At 73.0% G+C, this 15076-nt stretch carries 13 protein-coding genes; 9 read left to right on the top strand and 4 right to left on the bottom strand.

Features of this window, described 5'->3' with window-relative positions:
* Positions 1-136: 136 nt before the first annotated feature.
* Genes ACFU9P_RS09575 through ACFU9P_RS09565 form a run of 3 tightly spaced genes read left to right on the top strand, consistent with a single transcriptional unit; the run spans position 137 to position 4310 of the window.
* Entirely contained in the window at positions 137-1306 is a 1170-nt protein-coding gene (locus ACFU9P_RS09575; protein ID WP_384078888.1) for an energy-coupling factor transporter transmembrane component T, read from the top strand.
* On the top strand, positions 1303-3450 hold the full coding sequence (locus tag ACFU9P_RS09570) for an ATP-binding cassette domain-containing protein (RefSeq protein ID WP_384078454.1): 2148 nt from the start codon (positions 1303-1305) through the stop codon (positions 3448-3450). Before ACFU9P_RS09575 ends, ACFU9P_RS09570 begins: the two co-directional genes overlap by 4 nt.
* Complete coding sequence (locus tag ACFU9P_RS09565) at positions 3390-4310, top strand: ECF transporter S component (protein WP_384078453.1); 921 nt, start codon at positions 3390-3392, stop codon at positions 4308-4310. The genes ACFU9P_RS09570 and ACFU9P_RS09565 overlap by 61 nt, the downstream gene beginning before the upstream one ends.
* A gap of 25 nt (positions 4311-4335) precedes the next feature.
* On the opposite strand, the gene ACFU9P_RS09560 is transcribed toward ACFU9P_RS09565, so the two are convergent.
* Together ACFU9P_RS09560 and ACFU9P_RS09555 are read right to left on the bottom strand one after the other, a co-directional pair.
* Positions 4336-6378 (bottom strand): bifunctional glycosyltransferase 87/phosphatase PAP2 family protein, encoded by a 2043-nt coding sequence (locus ACFU9P_RS09560; protein ID WP_384078452.1) that lies wholly within the window; start codon positions 6376-6378, stop codon positions 4336-4338.
* A 365-nt stretch (positions 6379-6743) separates the two neighbouring features.
* A complete protein-coding gene (locus ACFU9P_RS09555) occupies positions 6744-7097 on the bottom strand; it encodes a hypothetical protein (RefSeq protein ID WP_384078451.1) in 354 nt (117 codons plus the stop codon).
* A 390-nt stretch (positions 7098-7487) separates the two neighbouring features.
* On the opposite strand from ACFU9P_RS09555, the gene ACFU9P_RS09550 reads away from it, so the two are divergent.
* Together ACFU9P_RS09550 and ACFU9P_RS09545 are read left to right on the top strand one after the other, a co-directional pair.
* Positions 7488-8156: an O-methyltransferase gene (locus ACFU9P_RS09550; RefSeq protein WP_384078885.1), complete on the top strand. Its 669-nt coding sequence runs from the start codon at positions 7488-7490 to the stop codon at positions 8154-8156.
* Positions 8157-8236: 80 nt separating this feature from the next.
* Positions 8237-8752, top strand: coding sequence for a GNAT family N-acetyltransferase (locus ACFU9P_RS09545; protein WP_384078450.1), 516 nt, complete (start codon positions 8237-8239; stop codon positions 8750-8752).
* An 18-nt stretch (positions 8753-8770) separates the two neighbouring features.
* Here ACFU9P_RS09545 and ACFU9P_RS09540 read toward each other — a convergent pair whose 3' ends face one another.
* On the bottom strand, positions 8771-10822 hold the full coding sequence (locus ACFU9P_RS09540) for an MFS transporter (protein ID WP_384078449.1): 2052 nt from the start codon (positions 10820-10822) through the stop codon (positions 8771-8773).
* A 184-nt stretch (positions 10823-11006) separates the two neighbouring features.
* On the opposite strand from ACFU9P_RS09540, the gene ACFU9P_RS09535 reads away from it, so the two are divergent.
* Both ACFU9P_RS09535 and ACFU9P_RS09530 read left to right on the top strand, forming a co-directional pair.
* Complete coding sequence (locus ACFU9P_RS09535; RefSeq protein ID WP_384078448.1) at positions 11007-12227, top strand: peptidoglycan-binding protein; 1221 nt, start codon at positions 11007-11009, stop codon at positions 12225-12227.
* Between the two features lie 207 nt (positions 12228-12434).
* A complete protein-coding gene (locus ACFU9P_RS09530; RefSeq protein ID WP_384078447.1) occupies positions 12435-13121 on the top strand; it encodes an HAD-IA family hydrolase in 687 nt (228 codons plus the stop codon).
* 60 nt (positions 13122-13181) lie between these two features.
* Here ACFU9P_RS09530 and ACFU9P_RS09525 read toward each other — a convergent pair whose 3' ends face one another.
* Positions 13182-13931 (bottom strand): TetR/AcrR family transcriptional regulator, encoded by a 750-nt coding sequence (locus ACFU9P_RS09525; protein ID WP_376377284.1) that lies wholly within the window; start codon positions 13929-13931, stop codon positions 13182-13184.
* A gap of 90 nt (positions 13932-14021) precedes the next feature.
* On the opposite strand from ACFU9P_RS09525, the gene ACFU9P_RS09520 reads away from it, so the two are divergent.
* Positions 14022-14885, top strand: a complete 864-nt coding sequence (locus tag ACFU9P_RS09520; RefSeq protein ID WP_384078446.1) for an NAD(P)H-binding protein — start codon at positions 14022-14024, stop codon at positions 14883-14885.
* 24 nt (positions 14886-14909) lie between these two features.
* Positions 14910-15050: a hypothetical protein gene (locus ACFU9P_RS09515; protein ID WP_384078445.1), complete on the top strand. Its 141-nt coding sequence runs from the start codon at positions 14910-14912 to the stop codon at positions 15048-15050.
* Positions 15051-15076 lie beyond the last annotated feature (26 nt).

Raw genomic sequence — 15076 nt, 5'->3', positions numbered from 1 at the left:
GCGACGCGTCCGCGATGAGCCCGAGCCGTACGCCATGACCCGGCCCGCCACGCCGCGTACCACCGCGCCCCGCGCGGCGACCCGTACCGCGAGCCGTTCCGCGGACCGTTCCGCGAGCCGCGGCACGAGCCGCACCATGGACCGTCCTGGCCGTCCTGGCCGTCCCTCCGCGCTGCGCGCGCCCGAGGCCACCCGCTCCAACGCCCTGCACGCCGGGGCCTGGTGGCTCTGGGCGCTCGGTCTGGCCACCGCCGCGTCCCGTACGGCCAACCCTCTCCTCCTCGCCCTGCTCGTGGGGGTCGCGGGCTATGTGGTGGCGGCCCGCCGTACCGACGCGCCCTGGGCCCGTTCGTACGCCGCGTTCGTCAGGCTCGGGCTGGCGGTCCTGGTCATCCGGCTGCTGTTCTCGGTGCTGCTCGGCTCGCCGGTCCCCGGTTCGCATCCGCTGTTCACGCTGCCCGAAGTGCCGTTGCCCAACTGGGCGGCGGGGATTCGGATCGGCGGCCGGGTGACCGCCGAGCAGCTCGTCTTCGCGCTGTACGACGGCGCCAAGCTGGCCACCCTGCTGATCTGCGTCGGCGCGGCGAACGCGCTCGCCAACCCGGCCCGGCTGCTCAAGTCGCTGCCGGGCGCGCTGTACGAGGCGGGGGTGGCGGTCGTGGTGGCCATGACCTTCGCGCCGAACATGGTCGCCGACGCGGTCCGGCTGCGCACCGCCCGCAGGCTGCGCGGCCGGACGGCCGGCGGGTTCGGGGCGCTCCTGCGGATCGGACTGCCGGTGCTGGAAGGGGCGTTGGAGCGTTCGGTGGCGGTCGCGGCGTCGATGGACGCGCGGGGGTACGGGCGTACGGCCCAGGTCCCTCCCCTCGTACGGCACACCACCACCGCGCTCACCCTCGGCGGACTGCTGGGCGTCTGCGCCGGATCGTACGGTCTGCTCGCCACGGCGGGCGCGGGGTACGGGCTGCCGCTGCTGGGCGCGGGGCTCGCCGCGGCGGTGGGCGGGCTGTGGCTGGGCGGCCGGCGGTCGGTCCGTACCCGCTACCGGCCCGACCGGTGGGGCGTACGCGCCTGGCTCGTCGCCGGGTCGGGCGCGGCGGTCGCGGCGCTGATGGCCGTCGCGGACGCGGTGGACCCCGGCGCACTGCACCCGGGTGTCGTACCGCTGACGGCGCCGGCGCTGCCGCTGTGGCCGGCGGCGGGGGTGCTGCTGGGGCTGCTGCCGGCGTGGATCGCGCCTGCGCCTGCGCCCCTGTCTGTGCCTGTGTCTGCGCCCGTGTCTCTGGTCGAGGAGAGTGGACCGTGATCCGGTTCGATCAGGTGTCGGTGGTGTACGGGGACGCCTCCGCGCCCGCGGTCAGCGGGGTCGATCTCACGGTCCCCGAGGGCGAACTGGTGCTGCTGGTGGGGCAGTCGGGGTCCGGGAAGTCGACGCTGCTCGGTACGGTGTCCGGCCTCGTCCCGCACTTCACCGGCGGCACCCTGCGCGGCCGGGTCACGGTCGGCGGGCGCGACACCCGTACCCACCGGCCGCGTGAACTCGCCGATCTCGTCGGCACGGTGGGCCAGGACCCGCTCGCCCATTTCGTCACCGACACGGTCGAGGACGAACTCGCCTACGGCATGGAGTCGTTGGGCCTGCCGTCCGATGTGATGCGCCGCAGGGTCGAGGAGACGCTCGACCTGCTGGGCCTGGCCGACCTCCGCGACCGCCCGATCGCCACGCTCTCCGGCGGCCAGCGGCAGCGCGTGGCGATCGGCTCGGTCCTGACCCCGCACCCCAGGGTCCTGGTCCTCGACGAACCGACCTCGGCGCTGGACCCCGCGGCGGCGGAAGAGGTCCTGTCGGTCCTCCAGCGCCTGGTACACGACCTGGGCACAACGGTCCTGCTCGCCGAACACCGCCTGGAACGCGTGGTCCAGTACGCCGACCAGATCATCCTGCTCCCGGGCCCCGGCCGGGCCCCGGTGGCAGGCACCCCGGCCGACATCATGGCGATGTCCCCGGTACACCCCCCGGTGGTGGCCCTGGGCCGCCTGACCGGCTGGGACCCGCTGCCGCTGTCGGTACGGGACGCGAGACGCAGGGCGGAGGGGCTGCGGGAACGCCTGGCGGGGCGGGAGCCGGAACCGGGCACGGCACCCAGGACGCCGACGGCCGCGACCGTGCGTGCCGGCCAGGCACCTGCCTCCGAGGGCTCTCCGGCGGGTGCTGCGCCGCCCTTCGGGTTGGCGCCCGCCGAGGTGGCACCCGCTGGGAAGGCACCGGCCGGTCCTGCCCCGGACGGGGTGGCGCCCGCCAGGAAGGCATCCGCCCGGGCCAGCTCCTTCGACGCGCCGACCGGCGAGACCGCCACCGGCGAGACCGCCACCGGCGAAGCACCACGTGACGGGGCCCCACCCGCCGCAGCACCCCCGGGCGGGGCAGCGCCCAGCGGGCCTGCCCCGGCCGGGGGTGCACCGTCCGGGACGGCTCCCGCCGACGTGGCACCCGACGGGGTGGCGCCGGGCGGGGTGGCAGCCGCCGGGAAGGCACCCCATGAGGTGGCACCCGACGGCGTGGCGCCCGACAAGGTGGCTCCGGGCGGCGGGTCCCGCGTCGTCTCCGGCCGGACCCGGTTCGGACGGCTGTTGCGGCGCCGCGGCGCCGCCACGGCCCCGACCGCGCGCCCGGGAGAACCCCTCGCCGACGTCGCCGGGCTCACCGTCCGGCATGGGCGCGTCGAGGCTCTCCGCAAGGTGTCGCTGACCGTCGAGGCCGGGGAGGCCGTCGCCTTGATGGGGCGTAACGGGGCCGGGAAGTCGACCCTCCTCGGCGCCCTGGTCGGGATGGTCGCACCCGCGACCGGCTCCGTGCTCGTCGCGGGCCGCGCCCCGCACCGTACCCCGCCGCGTGAGCTGATCCGCGAGGTCGGGCTCGTACCGCAGGAGCCGCGCGATCTGCTGTACGCCGACACCGTCGCCGCAGAGTGCGCGGCGGCGGACCGGGACGCGGGGGCCGTGGCGGGCAGTTGCCGGGCGTTAGTGCGGGAGTTGCTGCCGGAGGTGGCGGACGGGACGCATCCGCGTGATCTGTCCGAGGGGCAGCGGCTCGCGCTGGCCCTCGCCGTCGTACTGACCGGGCGGCCCCGCCTGGTGCTCCTCGACGAGCCGACCCGCGGTCTGGACTACGCCGCGAAGGCCCGACTGGTCGGCGTGCTGCGCGGGCTCGCCGCCGAGGGGCACGCCATCGTCCTGGCCACGCACGATGTCGAACTGGCCGCCGAACTGGCCCACCGCGTGGTCATCCTGGCCGACGGCGAGATCGTGGCGGACGGTCCGACAGCCCAGGTGGTGGTGTCGTCACCGGCGTTCGCGCCCCAGGTCGCGAAGGTCATGGCGCCGAGCGCATGGCTGACGGTGAGTCAGATACGTACGGCCCTGCGCGAATACGGCGAGGCCGCCGAGTGACCCCGACCCCGGGGGCCCGCCCAGTCCGCCCCGTCCGTCTCGGCCCCCGCGCCGTCTGCGCCCTCGTCCTCGTCACCGCGATCGGGATCGCCGCCTTCGGCTGGCCGCTGCTCGCCGATCCGTCGTCCGGCCTCGCCCACTCCCAGGACGCGCCCTGGCTCTTCGCCGCCCTGCTCCCCCTCCTCGTCGCGGTCGTGGTCGCGACGATCGCCGACTCCGGCCTGGACGCCAAGGCCGTCGCGATGCTCGGCGTACTGGCCGCGGTGGGCGCGGCGCTGCGTCCGCTCGGGGCGGGCACGGCCGGCCTGGAACCGATGTTCTTCCTGATGGTGCTGAGCGGCCGGGTCCTCGGCCCCGGATTCGGCTTCGTACTCGGCTCGGTCACCCTCTTCGCGTCCGCGCTGCTGACCGGCGGGGTGGGGCCGTGGATGCCGTTCCAGATGCTGGCGATGGGCTGGTTCACCATGGGCGCGGGGCTGCTGCCGGGGCCGGACCGGCTGCGCGGGCGCGGTGAGCTGCTGATGCTGGCGCTGTACGGGGCGGCCGCGGCGTTCGCGTACGGTACGGTCACCAACCTCCAGGGCTGGACGACCATCGGCGGGCTCGGCGGGCCCTCGTCCGGGATCTCCTTCCACCCTGGCGACCCGCTGCACGAGAACCTGGTCCGCTTCCTGGCGTACTGCGCGGTGACCTCTCTGGGCTGGGACCTGGGCCGGGCCGTGCTCACGGTCGTACTGACGCTGACGGTCGGCGCGACCGTACTGAAGGCGCTGCGCCGGGCGACCCGCAGGGCGGTGTTCGACGCGGAACCGGTCTTCGAGCCGCCCGAGCCGCCCGAGCCGCCGGCCGGGCCACGCTGAGCCCGAGCCGCGCTAAGACCCGCGTCTACTGGGCTTCCCGTACCGCTCCCCGCGCCGGCACGGCCGTATCCGCCCCCTTCGGGAACGGATCCGACCGCGCCACCTCCTTCGGCAGCAGCCTCCTCGGCCCCGCCAGTACGTATGTCAGCCCGAAGCCCGCCCCCACCACCGCCGCCCCGCCCACCGCGTCCAGCACCCAGTGGTTGGCCGTGGCCACGATCGCGCAGACCGTGAAGAGCGGATGGAGCAGCCCGAGAAGCTTCATCCAGGTCTTCGGCGCCAGCACGACGATCACAAGACCGCACCACAGCGACCACCCGAAGTGCAGCGAGGGCATCGCCGCGTACTGGTTGGTGAGCGCGGTCAGCGCCCCGTAGTCCGGGTTCGTCAGATCCTGCGGCCCGTGCACCGTGTCGATGAAGCCCATCCCCGGCATCAGCCGCGGCGGCGCCAGCGGATAGAGCCAGAAGCCGAGCAGCGCGAGGACGGTGGCGAAGCCGAGCGAGGAGCGCGCCCAGCGGTAGTCGGCGGGCCGGCGTACGTACAGGACGCCGAGGATCGTCAGCGGCACCACGAAGTGGAAGGACGTGTAGTAGAAGTTGAAGAAGCTCCCCACCCACTCCGCCTTCACGGCCGCGTGGTTGAGCGTGTGCTCGATGTCGATGCCCAGCGCACGCTCGACGGCGACGATCTCGCGGCCGTGCGCCTCGGCGGCCTCGCGGCCCCCGGTCGCGGCGAGCCGGATATGGGAGTAGACGGAGTAGCCGACGCGGATGGCGAGCAGTTCGAGCAGCAGATTGGGGCGGCCGAGCAGCCGCCGCCAGAACGGCAGCAGCGGGATCCGGCGCCAGCGCGCGGGCACCGGCCGCGCGTACTCGGTCGCGACGGGCTGTTCGAAATACGGCGAGGCGCGGGTCAGGAACGGCACCGCGCAGGCCGCCGCGAGCGCCGCGAGCAGCGGCACGTTGTCCCGCAGCGGATACAGCACCTCCAGGTTCGGCAGCAGCATCTTCCCCGGCAGGGTCATCACCAGCACCACCACCGCCGGCCACACCAGCCGGTCCCTGGCCCGCGTACCGACCCGGCCGACGAGCGCCAGCAGCACCCACAGAAGCTGGTGCTGCCAGGCGGTGGGCGAGACCGCGATCGCGGCACAGCCGGTCAGCGCGACGGCGAGCAGTAGCTGTCCGTCGCGGGCGTAACGGACCGCGCGGCGCAGCCCGAAGAAGACGACGGCCGCGGCGAGGGCGACGAAGAGGACGATCTCCAGCGGGCCGGTCAGGCCCAGCCGGAGCAGCGCGCCGTGCAGGGACTGGTTGGCGAGGCTGTCGGGGCGCTCGCCGAGGCCCGCTCCCGCGACATGGTGCACCCAGTACGCCCAGGAGTCGCTCGGCAGTGCCGCCCAGGCCAGCGTCGTACAGACCGCGAAGGTCCCCGCCGATGACACGGCCGCCTTCTTGCGGCCCGTCAGCCAGAGCAGGGGCGCGAAGAGCAGGACGGCGGGCTGGAGGGCCGCGCCGATCCCCACGAGGACGCCGGAGCCGCGTTCGCCCCGTACGACGAAGCAGCCGACCAGCACCAGCAGGACGGGGATGATGCTGGTCTGGCCGAGGTAGAAGCTGTTGCGCACCGGCAGGGACAGCATGAGCAGGCTGATCGTGACGGGCGCGGCGAGCAGTCCCGTACGGCGGGAGATCCGGCCGGGGAGCGCGCGGGCGACGACGAGGCCGAGGGCGACGACCAGCAGCAGCGTCCCGAAGGTCCAGGCGATGCCGAGGCTCTCCTGGGCCGCGCGCGACAGCGGTTTGAGCACCAGCCCGGCGAACGGCGTCCCGGTGAACTTCCCGGTGTCGTACAGCGAGCCCGTCATGTGCAGCACGCCGTTCTCGCCGATCCAGGTCTCCAGATCGGTGAGCCGCCGGCCGGGCGGCTGCCTCAGGACGGCCGCCGCCTGTCTGACCGCCAGTACGGCGGCGAGCAGCCAGAGCACCGCGCGGGCCGTGCCGAAGCCCGTTCCCGCGCCGCCCGCCGCCGCACCGCCGTGCACGCTGTGCTCCGCATTCACCACGCCGCGCCGACCCTCCGTCCGAAACCGCCGAAACCGCCGTGACGGCCGGCCATGACCGCCGTGCCTGCCGGCCGTGACCGCCGTCTCTGGGGCAAGAGCCTCGCACTGCCCCCTCGGGAAGACTCAGGCAACCCCCTCTTCGCCTGACTGTCACCCCTGTTTCGCGCCGATGACCCTCGCTTCGGGGTTTAGGAGGGCTACGGGGACGGTACGCGAGTCGGCGCCGCGGCTCCCGGGGAGCTGCGGCGCCGTCCGGCGGTGCGTGAGCGGGCCTTCGCGGGCCCTGTGCGGTAGGTCGATCGATCGGGGCCTTCGCAGGCCGTGCGGTCAGTCAGTCTCAGCCGGTCAGCCGGTCAGTCGGACCGTCAGTCGCAGTTCGGCTTGAGCCGCTCGGCGGCGAGGGCCCGTACGGTCCCGGGCTCGGGCGTCTCACCGCAGGTGACGTAACCCTCGTCCGGCACGAGCGCATAGGTCCGGTAGTACTGGTCGTCGTTGATGTCCCGCCACACCGTGCCGTCCGGGCACCAGGAGCGCCCGTACGTCCCCTCCACCACACGCACCCCCTTGTAGAAGCCGTAACCGCCCGGGGGAACCGTGGCCGAGACCGTGTTCGACAGGGTGTCGGTGGTGGCGTAGGACTTCTGCACCCCGAATCCCACCTCCGCCTCGACATTCCAGAAGAGGCTGGTCGGTTCCGACAGGGTCGTACTGACCGTCACGGTCCGCACCTTCTACGCGGGCGTGCTCATCGCCCCCGACATCGCGACGGCCGCCCCCAGCGCGGCGGCCCCCGCCACCAGACGCCTTCTTGCGGCACCGATTCCCGAAACACCGAATGAACGCATGCCGATGACCCCCCAGCCATGTACGCCATATATGCCATGCACGCCCCGCCCGGCGGCGGGCACGAACACACTAGGCAGGTCACATGCCGGGGTAAATAGGCACCTTTCGGCCACCGATCGGTACGCCGAGCGGCCACCCGCCCGTACGAGAAGGGCCGTTGCCCGCGCCCCGAGGGCCATTGCCGCGCCCAGGCCCTGAGGTATGTTCCCAGCGGAAACTAACTCGGCACACCCGCACACGGACGAGAGGCCCCCATGTCCCACATGTCCCAGGAGCAGTGGACCGCAGTCGACCGTTACTTCACCGATCAGCTCGCCCCCGCCGACGAAGCGCTCACCGCGGCGCTGACCACCGCGGACGCGGCCGGCCTGCCCGCCATCAACGTCGCCCCGAACCAGGGCAAGCTGCTGCACCTCCTCGCCCGCATCCAGGGCGCCCGCACGGTCCTGGAGATCGGCACGCTCGGCGGCTACAGCACCATCTGGCTGGGCCGTGCGCTGCCCGACGACGGCCGGCTGATCTCCCTGGAGTACGACCCGGTCCACGCCGAGGTCGCCCGCGCCAGCCTCGCCAGGGCCGGGCTCGACAAGATCGCCGAGGTCAGGACGGGGCCGGCGCTGGAGACGCTGCCGGTGCTGGAGGCCGAGGGCGCGGGCCCGTTCGACTTCGTCTTCATCGACGCGGACAAGCGGAACAATCCGCACTATCTGGAGTGGTCGCTGAAGCTGACCCGCCCGGGCAGTGTCATCGTCGTGGACAACGTCGTACGAAACGGAGCCGTCGCCGACCCGTCGAGCGACGACCCCTCGGTGGTGGGCACCCGCCGTATGACCGAACTGATGGCGGCCAACCCCCGCCTCTCCGCGACCGCGGTCCAGACGGTGGGCACCAAGGGGTACGACGGCTTCGCGCTGGCGCGGGTGCTGGCCTGAGCCTGAGCCGTCCGGGAGCGCGGCGAGGGTGCCCGTAATCCGGTGGCCCGACAGCCCCACCTGCTGGTACCGATTCCGCCATGACCTGGTCCGTACGCCCCGAACCCTTCACCACCCCCGACGCCACCCGCCTCCGCCGCGCCTACTACGCCGAGGTCGCCGGCCGTTACTGGGGACGCCCCGCGACCGACGCCGAGATCGACCAGGGACTCACAGACGACGCGGCCGACCCGGCCGACCGACTCGTACCGCCCACCGGGGAGTTCGTCGTCGGCCGGTACGGCGGCCGGGCCGAGGCCTGCGGCGGGCTGCGGCTGCTGGACGGGGACGGGGAGACGGCGGAGCTGACCCGGGTGTATGTGAGCCCCGCCGTACGCGGCACCGGAGGCGGCGGGGCGCTGCTGGCCGCCCTGGAGGAGGCGGCGGTACGGCTCGGGGCCCGGCGGCTCGTACTCGACACCCGGCTCGATCTGGTCGAGGCGCGGGGGTTGTACGTGAAGCACGGCTTCCGGGAGATCCCGCCGTACGGCGAGCCGGGCCCGTACAGCGAGATCTGGTACGGCAGGGACATCCCGGGACGGGAGCGGGTCCGGTGAACCGGCAGGCGGTCCGGCTCAGGCCGCGTGGTCCCTCGGCGGGGCCGGGGCCGGGGGGCGTTCGCCGGTGGAGCCGCACAGTTCGCTGTTGAGGTTCCGTACCAGCCGCTCCAGCTCCGCCGCCGGCCGGTCCGGCTGCCACCAGTCCCCCAGCAGCTCCGTCAGGGACTCCTCGCGCGCTTTCGCCAGCGCCTCGGCGGTCTCCGCGCCCCGTGCGGTCAGGGTCAGTTCGAGGCCCTCGCGCCTGGCCAGGCCGCGCTCCTCCACCTGCCGGGACGCGTCGGTGACGGACCTGAGCGGTACGGTCAGGCGCTCCACCAGCAGCCCGGGCCGTACGGAGCCCTGCCGCCGGATGCGCAGCAGCAGCCAACTGGCCGCGGGGAGCAGGTCGTACCCCGCCTTCGCGGTGATCTTCTCGTAGATCCGGCGGCGGCCCTCACGCGTGCCGAGCACCGAGAGCGCGCGGGCGACCTCGTCGTGGGAGGAGCGCTCGACCGGGTTGGCCGCCAGGGTCTCGCTGGCCTCGGGCGCGGTCACCGAACCGCGCAGCGGCTCCTCCTTGAGGAAGCAGGCGACGACAAAGGCGAGCACCACGACCGGCACGGCATAGAGGAAGACATCGGTGATGGACGTCGAGAACGCGCGCAGTACGTCGGCGCGCAGCGCGGGCGGCAGCAGTTCGATGGCCCGCGGATCGGCGGACAGCCGGCCAGGACCGACACCGGGCGGCAGCGGCTGGCCGGCCAGGGTATGGGTCAGCCGGGCGGCGAGCAGATTGCTGAAGACCGTACCGAATATCGCGACACCGAAGGACGCGCCGATCGAGCGGAAGAAGGTCGCGCCCGAGGTGGCGACGCCCAGGTCCCGGTAGCTGGCGGCGTTCTGCACGACCACGACCAGAACCTGCATGACCAGTCCGAGGCCCGCGCCGAAGACGAAGAGATACGCGCTGGTCTCCCAGGTGGAGCTGGTCACGGTGAGCTGATGGAGCAGCAGCAGTCCCACGGCGGTGACGGCCGCGCCCAGCACGGGTATCGCCTTCCAGCGGCCGGTCCGGCTGACAAGATGCCCGGACACGGTGGAGGTGATCAGCAGCCCGGCCACCAGGGGCAGCAGATGCACCCCCGACATGGTGGGGGTGACGCCCTGGACGACCTGAAGGAACGTCGGCAGATAGGTCATCGCGCCGAACATCGCGAAGCCGACGACAAAGCTGATGACCGCGACGAGTGTGAAGGTCCTGAGCCGGAAGAGCCGTGGCGGCAGGACGGGTTCGGCCGCGCGCCGCTCGACTTCCATGAACAGAAGGAGCAGTACGGCGCCGAGCGCGGCGAGGCCGATGATCTCGGCGGAGCCCCAGGCCCAGGTCGTACCGCCGAGCGAGGCGACGAGGACCAGACAGGTGGCGACGGAGGCGATCAGGAAGGTGCCGGGGTAGTCGATGGTGTGCCGGGTCGCGTGCACCGGTATGCGCAGGACGGCGGCGATGACCGCGAGCGCGACCACGCCGATCGGCAGATTGACGTAGAAGACCCACCGCCAGCTCAGCTCCTGGGTGAAGAAGCCGCCGAGCAGCGGGCCGAGCACACTGGTCACGCCGAAGACCGCGCCGAACAGCCCTTGGTACCGGCCGCGTTCGCGCGGCGGGACGATATCGCCGACGATCGCCATCGACAGCACGATCAGCCCGCCGCCGCCGAGGCCCTGGAGCGCGCGGAAGGCGATGAGCTGGGGCATGTCCTGGGCCGTGCCGCAGAGCGCGGAACCGGCGAGGAATATGACGATGGCTATCTGGAAGAGCCTTTTGCGGCCGTACTGGTCGCCGAGCTTGCCCCAGAGCGGGGTGGCGGCGGTCGACGCCAGCAGATAGGCGGTGACCACCCAGGACAGATGTTCAAGACCGCCGAGGTCGCTGACTATGGTCGGCAGCGCGGTGGAGACGATGGTCTGATCGAGCGAGGCGAGCAGCAGGCCCAGCAGCAGGGCGCCGATGATGACCAGAACGGTGGGCTGGCTCCGGTCCTCGGCTGGGACCGGACGCATGACGGGGGTGCTCACATGCTGAACCATCGGGACATCTCCTTGGATCCACCGGGGGTTTCCATCCTGACCGTTGTGTCCCGTTATGGCCCGCTGAGTGCGGCCGGAGGACTGCCAGAGGACTGCCGGAGGGCGACCGAAGGGCTTGGGGGCGCGCACACAGTTCTCACACGGCCTGCATAATCGGCGGCAGTTCAAGGGGAGGGGACCCACGTTGACCGGACAGCTCTGTCCCGAATGCGGTACGCCGCGCACCGCCGGAGGCGGACCCGGCTGCGGGTGCGAGGCGATACGGAAGGAACCGGCGGAGGCGCGGCGGCGGGACGCGGAGGCGCAGGGGGCGCGGCCGACGGAGGCGCAGGCGCAGCCGGACGCCGAGACGACGATGGTGCTGCGGGCGGTGGTGCCGGGGGTGGTGCCGCCGGTGGCTGGGGCAGGGGCTTCGGGGGAGGCATCGGCGGCCGGCGCGGGGGCTGCTGCCGCGACTTCGGCCAAGGCCGCCAGTACGGAGGCACAGGCCGCCGGAGCGGCCGGCGCCGGGACCGCCGAAGCGACCGCCGCCCGAGCCGGGGCCGAAGGCAACGCCGCGGCGGAAGCCGAGGCCGCCCGGCAGGCGGGCCTCCAGCGCGCCGCCGCCGAAGAGATCGCCGAGGCCGAGGACTTCAACCCGCTGCGCGTACGGCCGTACGTGACACTCGACGCGGACGACGACAGCGCCGGGCCGCCGCCGGCCTTCCGTACCGCGGGCCCGATGCCGCCCCTCGCGCCCGCAGCCGGCTCACCCGTACCGCCTCCCGCGAGCTTCTACCCGGCGCCGCCGCCACCGCGCCGCAAGCGGTACCGGGCCCTGGTGATCGGCGCGGCGGCGCTGGCGGTGATCGGGACGGCGGCGTTCGCGGGCGGGCTGTTCTCGCGGGACGAGCCGGCGGAACAGGCATTGCCCGAGCAGACGCGCGACCGGCCGACCGTGGGTGTCGCGGCACCGAGGGGGCCGTCGAGGTCCTTGGCGTCCCCGACCCGCTCCGCCTTCCCCAGCCCCAGCGCCACGCCCTCCCCCTCCCCAACACCCACCCTCAGCGAGGTCCCGCCCGCCGCCGACCCGCCGCCGACCTCCGCCCCGCGCCCGTCCAGCACCCCGCCGAAGACCCCCTCGTCCCAGCCGCCCCCGCCCCCGCGCCGCCCCTCTCAGGCACCGCAGGGCGGGTCGCTCGGGCCGGGGGACTCGGGCCCCGAGGTGGTGGAGCTGCAATACCGGCTCCAGGAGGTCTGGCTGTTCCGCGGCCAGGCAGATGGGCAGTACGACGACCGCGTCGAGCGCGCCGTACACATCTACCAGTCGTACAAGAGCATCGAGGGCGACCCGGAGGGCATCTACGGACCGAACACCCGGCGGGCTCTGGAGGCCGAGACGAGGGGCCACGGTCGACGGAACTGAGCTCGCTTTGTATAGTGTCGAAACAAAGTGGTTCCGCCCGTATACCCTGACCGGCGGGCGGAGCCGCTTCTGTCTGCTCTGCCTGCCTTGTTCCGCCCGCCCGCCCTGCTCCGTCTGCCCACCCTGTTCCGTCCGCGCGTCACGCCCGGTCGCTGCCGTTGCCCCTGTCCCGTTTGTCTCCGCTCCCGCACCTCTGGAGTCACGCCGATGACGGCCACCACCGCCACCACGACGACGACCGTGTCCGTCCTGACCACCCGCGCCCTCCTGCTCGACATGGACGGCACCCTCGTCAACTCCGACGCGGCCGTGGAGCGCATCTGGCGACGCTGGGCGGTCGGCCAGGGGCTGGACCCGGAGGAGGTGCTCAAGGTGGTCCACGGCCGCCAGGGGTACGCGACGATGGCCGCCCTGCTGCCCGACCGGCCCATGGAACTGAACCTCGCCGACAACGAGCGGATGCTGGCCGAGGAGACCGCGGACACCGAGGGCGTCGTCCCGATCCCCGGCGCGCCCGCCTTCATGGCGGCCATCGCCGCCCTTCCCCACGCCCTGGTCACCTCGGCGAACGTCCCCCTGGCCGAGGCCCGTATGACCGCGGCCGCACTCCCGATGCCCAAGACCCGTGTCACCGCCGAGAGCGTCGCCGCGAGCAAGCCGCACCCGGAGGGCTTCCTGCTGGGCGCGGCCGAGTTGGGCTTCGCACCGGAGGACTGCGTGGCGCTGGAGGACTCGGAAGCGGGCATCACGGCGGCCCGCGCGGCGGGCATGCGCGTGGTGGGCGTGGGCCCGCGGGCGGCGGCACTGACCCCGGACATCCACGTCCAGGACCTGACCGAACTACGAGTGGAAGCACTCCCGACGGGCGAAATCCGCCTGCACACGAGGTCGTAGGCCCCCCTCACTCGGGCCTGTACGGCCCGTACGACCTGCTGCGCACAAGCCGCCGACGCCTCAATCGGCGGCGGCTCCTTCGTCGGCGGCGAGGCGGTCCAGCCACTCCTTCAGCAGCTGCCGCTCCGCGCCGCTGAGGGCCATCTGTTCGGGCAGCGCGGCGCGCAATGCGCGGGCAGCACCGGCCGGCCCCGCGTCCCGCACGGCCGGCTGCTGGTTGGTCACGGCGCCGACCATGGACTCCCGCAGAGTGGTCAACAGGGCCGGGTCGCGCCGGTGTTCCGGCAGGGACAGCCAGGTGAGCACCGCGCCGCGCGCCGTCGCATGGATGATCTGGGCCGCGAGTTCCTCGTCGACGCGGAGCCAGCCGCCGGCGGCGAGGCGCCGGATACGGCCCATCAGAATCTCCATGCCGGCCTTGAAGGCGGCCGAGCCGGCTCTCGTGGGCTCGCCGTACATCAGCGTGTACAGCACGGGATTGGCCAGACCGAACTCGACCGCGACGTCCCAGCCGGCTCTCAGGTCCTCGATGAGGTCCCGCGGGTCGGGGTCGATGTGCTTGGTGGCGAGAAACGCGGCGAAGCCGTGCTCGGCCACCGCGTCGAGCAGCCCGTCCTTGTCACCGAACAGCCGGTAGATGGCCGGCGGCTGCAGGCCCGCCGCATCAGCGACCGCGCGGGTGGTGACCGCGTCGCGGCCCCCGCGCGTCAGCAGGTCGATGGCAGCGTCGATGACCCGCTGCCGGGTCTGTTCGCGACCGATGGCCGCGGCGTCGGAAGCGCCGCTCCCGCTCTGTGGACGTGGTGACATGTATCAACGATACCGCGTGCACGCTTCCGACGTTATTATCAATGATACTCTTCAAGTGATTCCACTGGAAACAGCTCACTGGAGGGCATCATGATCATCGTGACCGGAGCCACCGGACAGCTCGGGCACCAGATCGTCGAGAGGCTGTTGACACGCGTGCCGGCGGACCGGGTCGGCGTCAGTGTCCGCGACCCGCAGAAGGCACAGGCTCTCGCCGACCGGGGAGTGCGGGTACGGCAAGGCAGCTTCACCGACACCGCCGGCCTCGCCCACGCCTTCGAGGGCGCCTCGCAGGTGCTGATCGTTTCTGTTGACACGCTGGGCGAGGAGGCCGTACGGCAGCACCGCGCCGCGATCGACGGAGCTGTCGCGGCCGGCGCCCGCCGCATCCTCTACACCAGCCACATGGGCGCCGGCCCCTCGTCGCGTTTCCAGGCCTGCCGCGACCACGCCGCCACCGAGGAAGCACTGCGCGCCTCCGGCGTGCCGTTCACCTCGCTGCGCAATGGCTTCTACGCGGCCAGCGCGGTGCGGTTCCTGGGCCATGCCATGGAGTCCGGCCAGATCACGCTCCCCGCCGACGGTCCGGTCAGTTGGACCGCGCACCCCGACCTCGCCGACGCGGCCGCCGCCATCCTGGCCGCCGAAGGCCTCTTCGACGGCCCCACGCCACCGCTCACCGCGGCACAGGCGCTCACCTTCGACGACATCGCCGCCATCGCCACCGAAGTCACCGGCCGCACCATCACAAGGACCACCACACCCGACGACCAGTTCCGCAAGCAGTTGGTGAGCAACGGCGCCCCCGCAGAAACGGCGGATCAGCTACTGGGCATCTTCGCCGCCGGCCGCGCCGGCGAATTCGCCGCCGTGGACCCGACCCTGGCCACCCTGCTCGGCCGCGAACCCATAGCCCTGGACACGGTGCTGCGCACGCATCTGTCCGGCAAGTGACGCATTGACCGCGCCCCATTCGCCGTGGACCCGCGTTTCGCCGACGAGATGGAACTCGTCGCCGGCCCGGGGGTCACCCGCCGTTCGACGCCGCTCCAGGCCGACGCGCGAGCCGAGGGCGGCACCACGCGGGCCGCCGACCTCGTCGGGCACATGGTGAACTGACGCCGGTCCGCGCCTGCCGCCGAACG

Origin of the sequence: Streptomyces sp. NPDC057617, from assembly GCF_042800555.1 — a bacterium.
Classification (GTDB): domain Bacteria; phylum Actinomycetota; class Actinomycetes; order Streptomycetales; family Streptomycetaceae; genus Streptomyces.
This window is presented reverse-complemented; position numbering and strand designations above follow the sequence as displayed.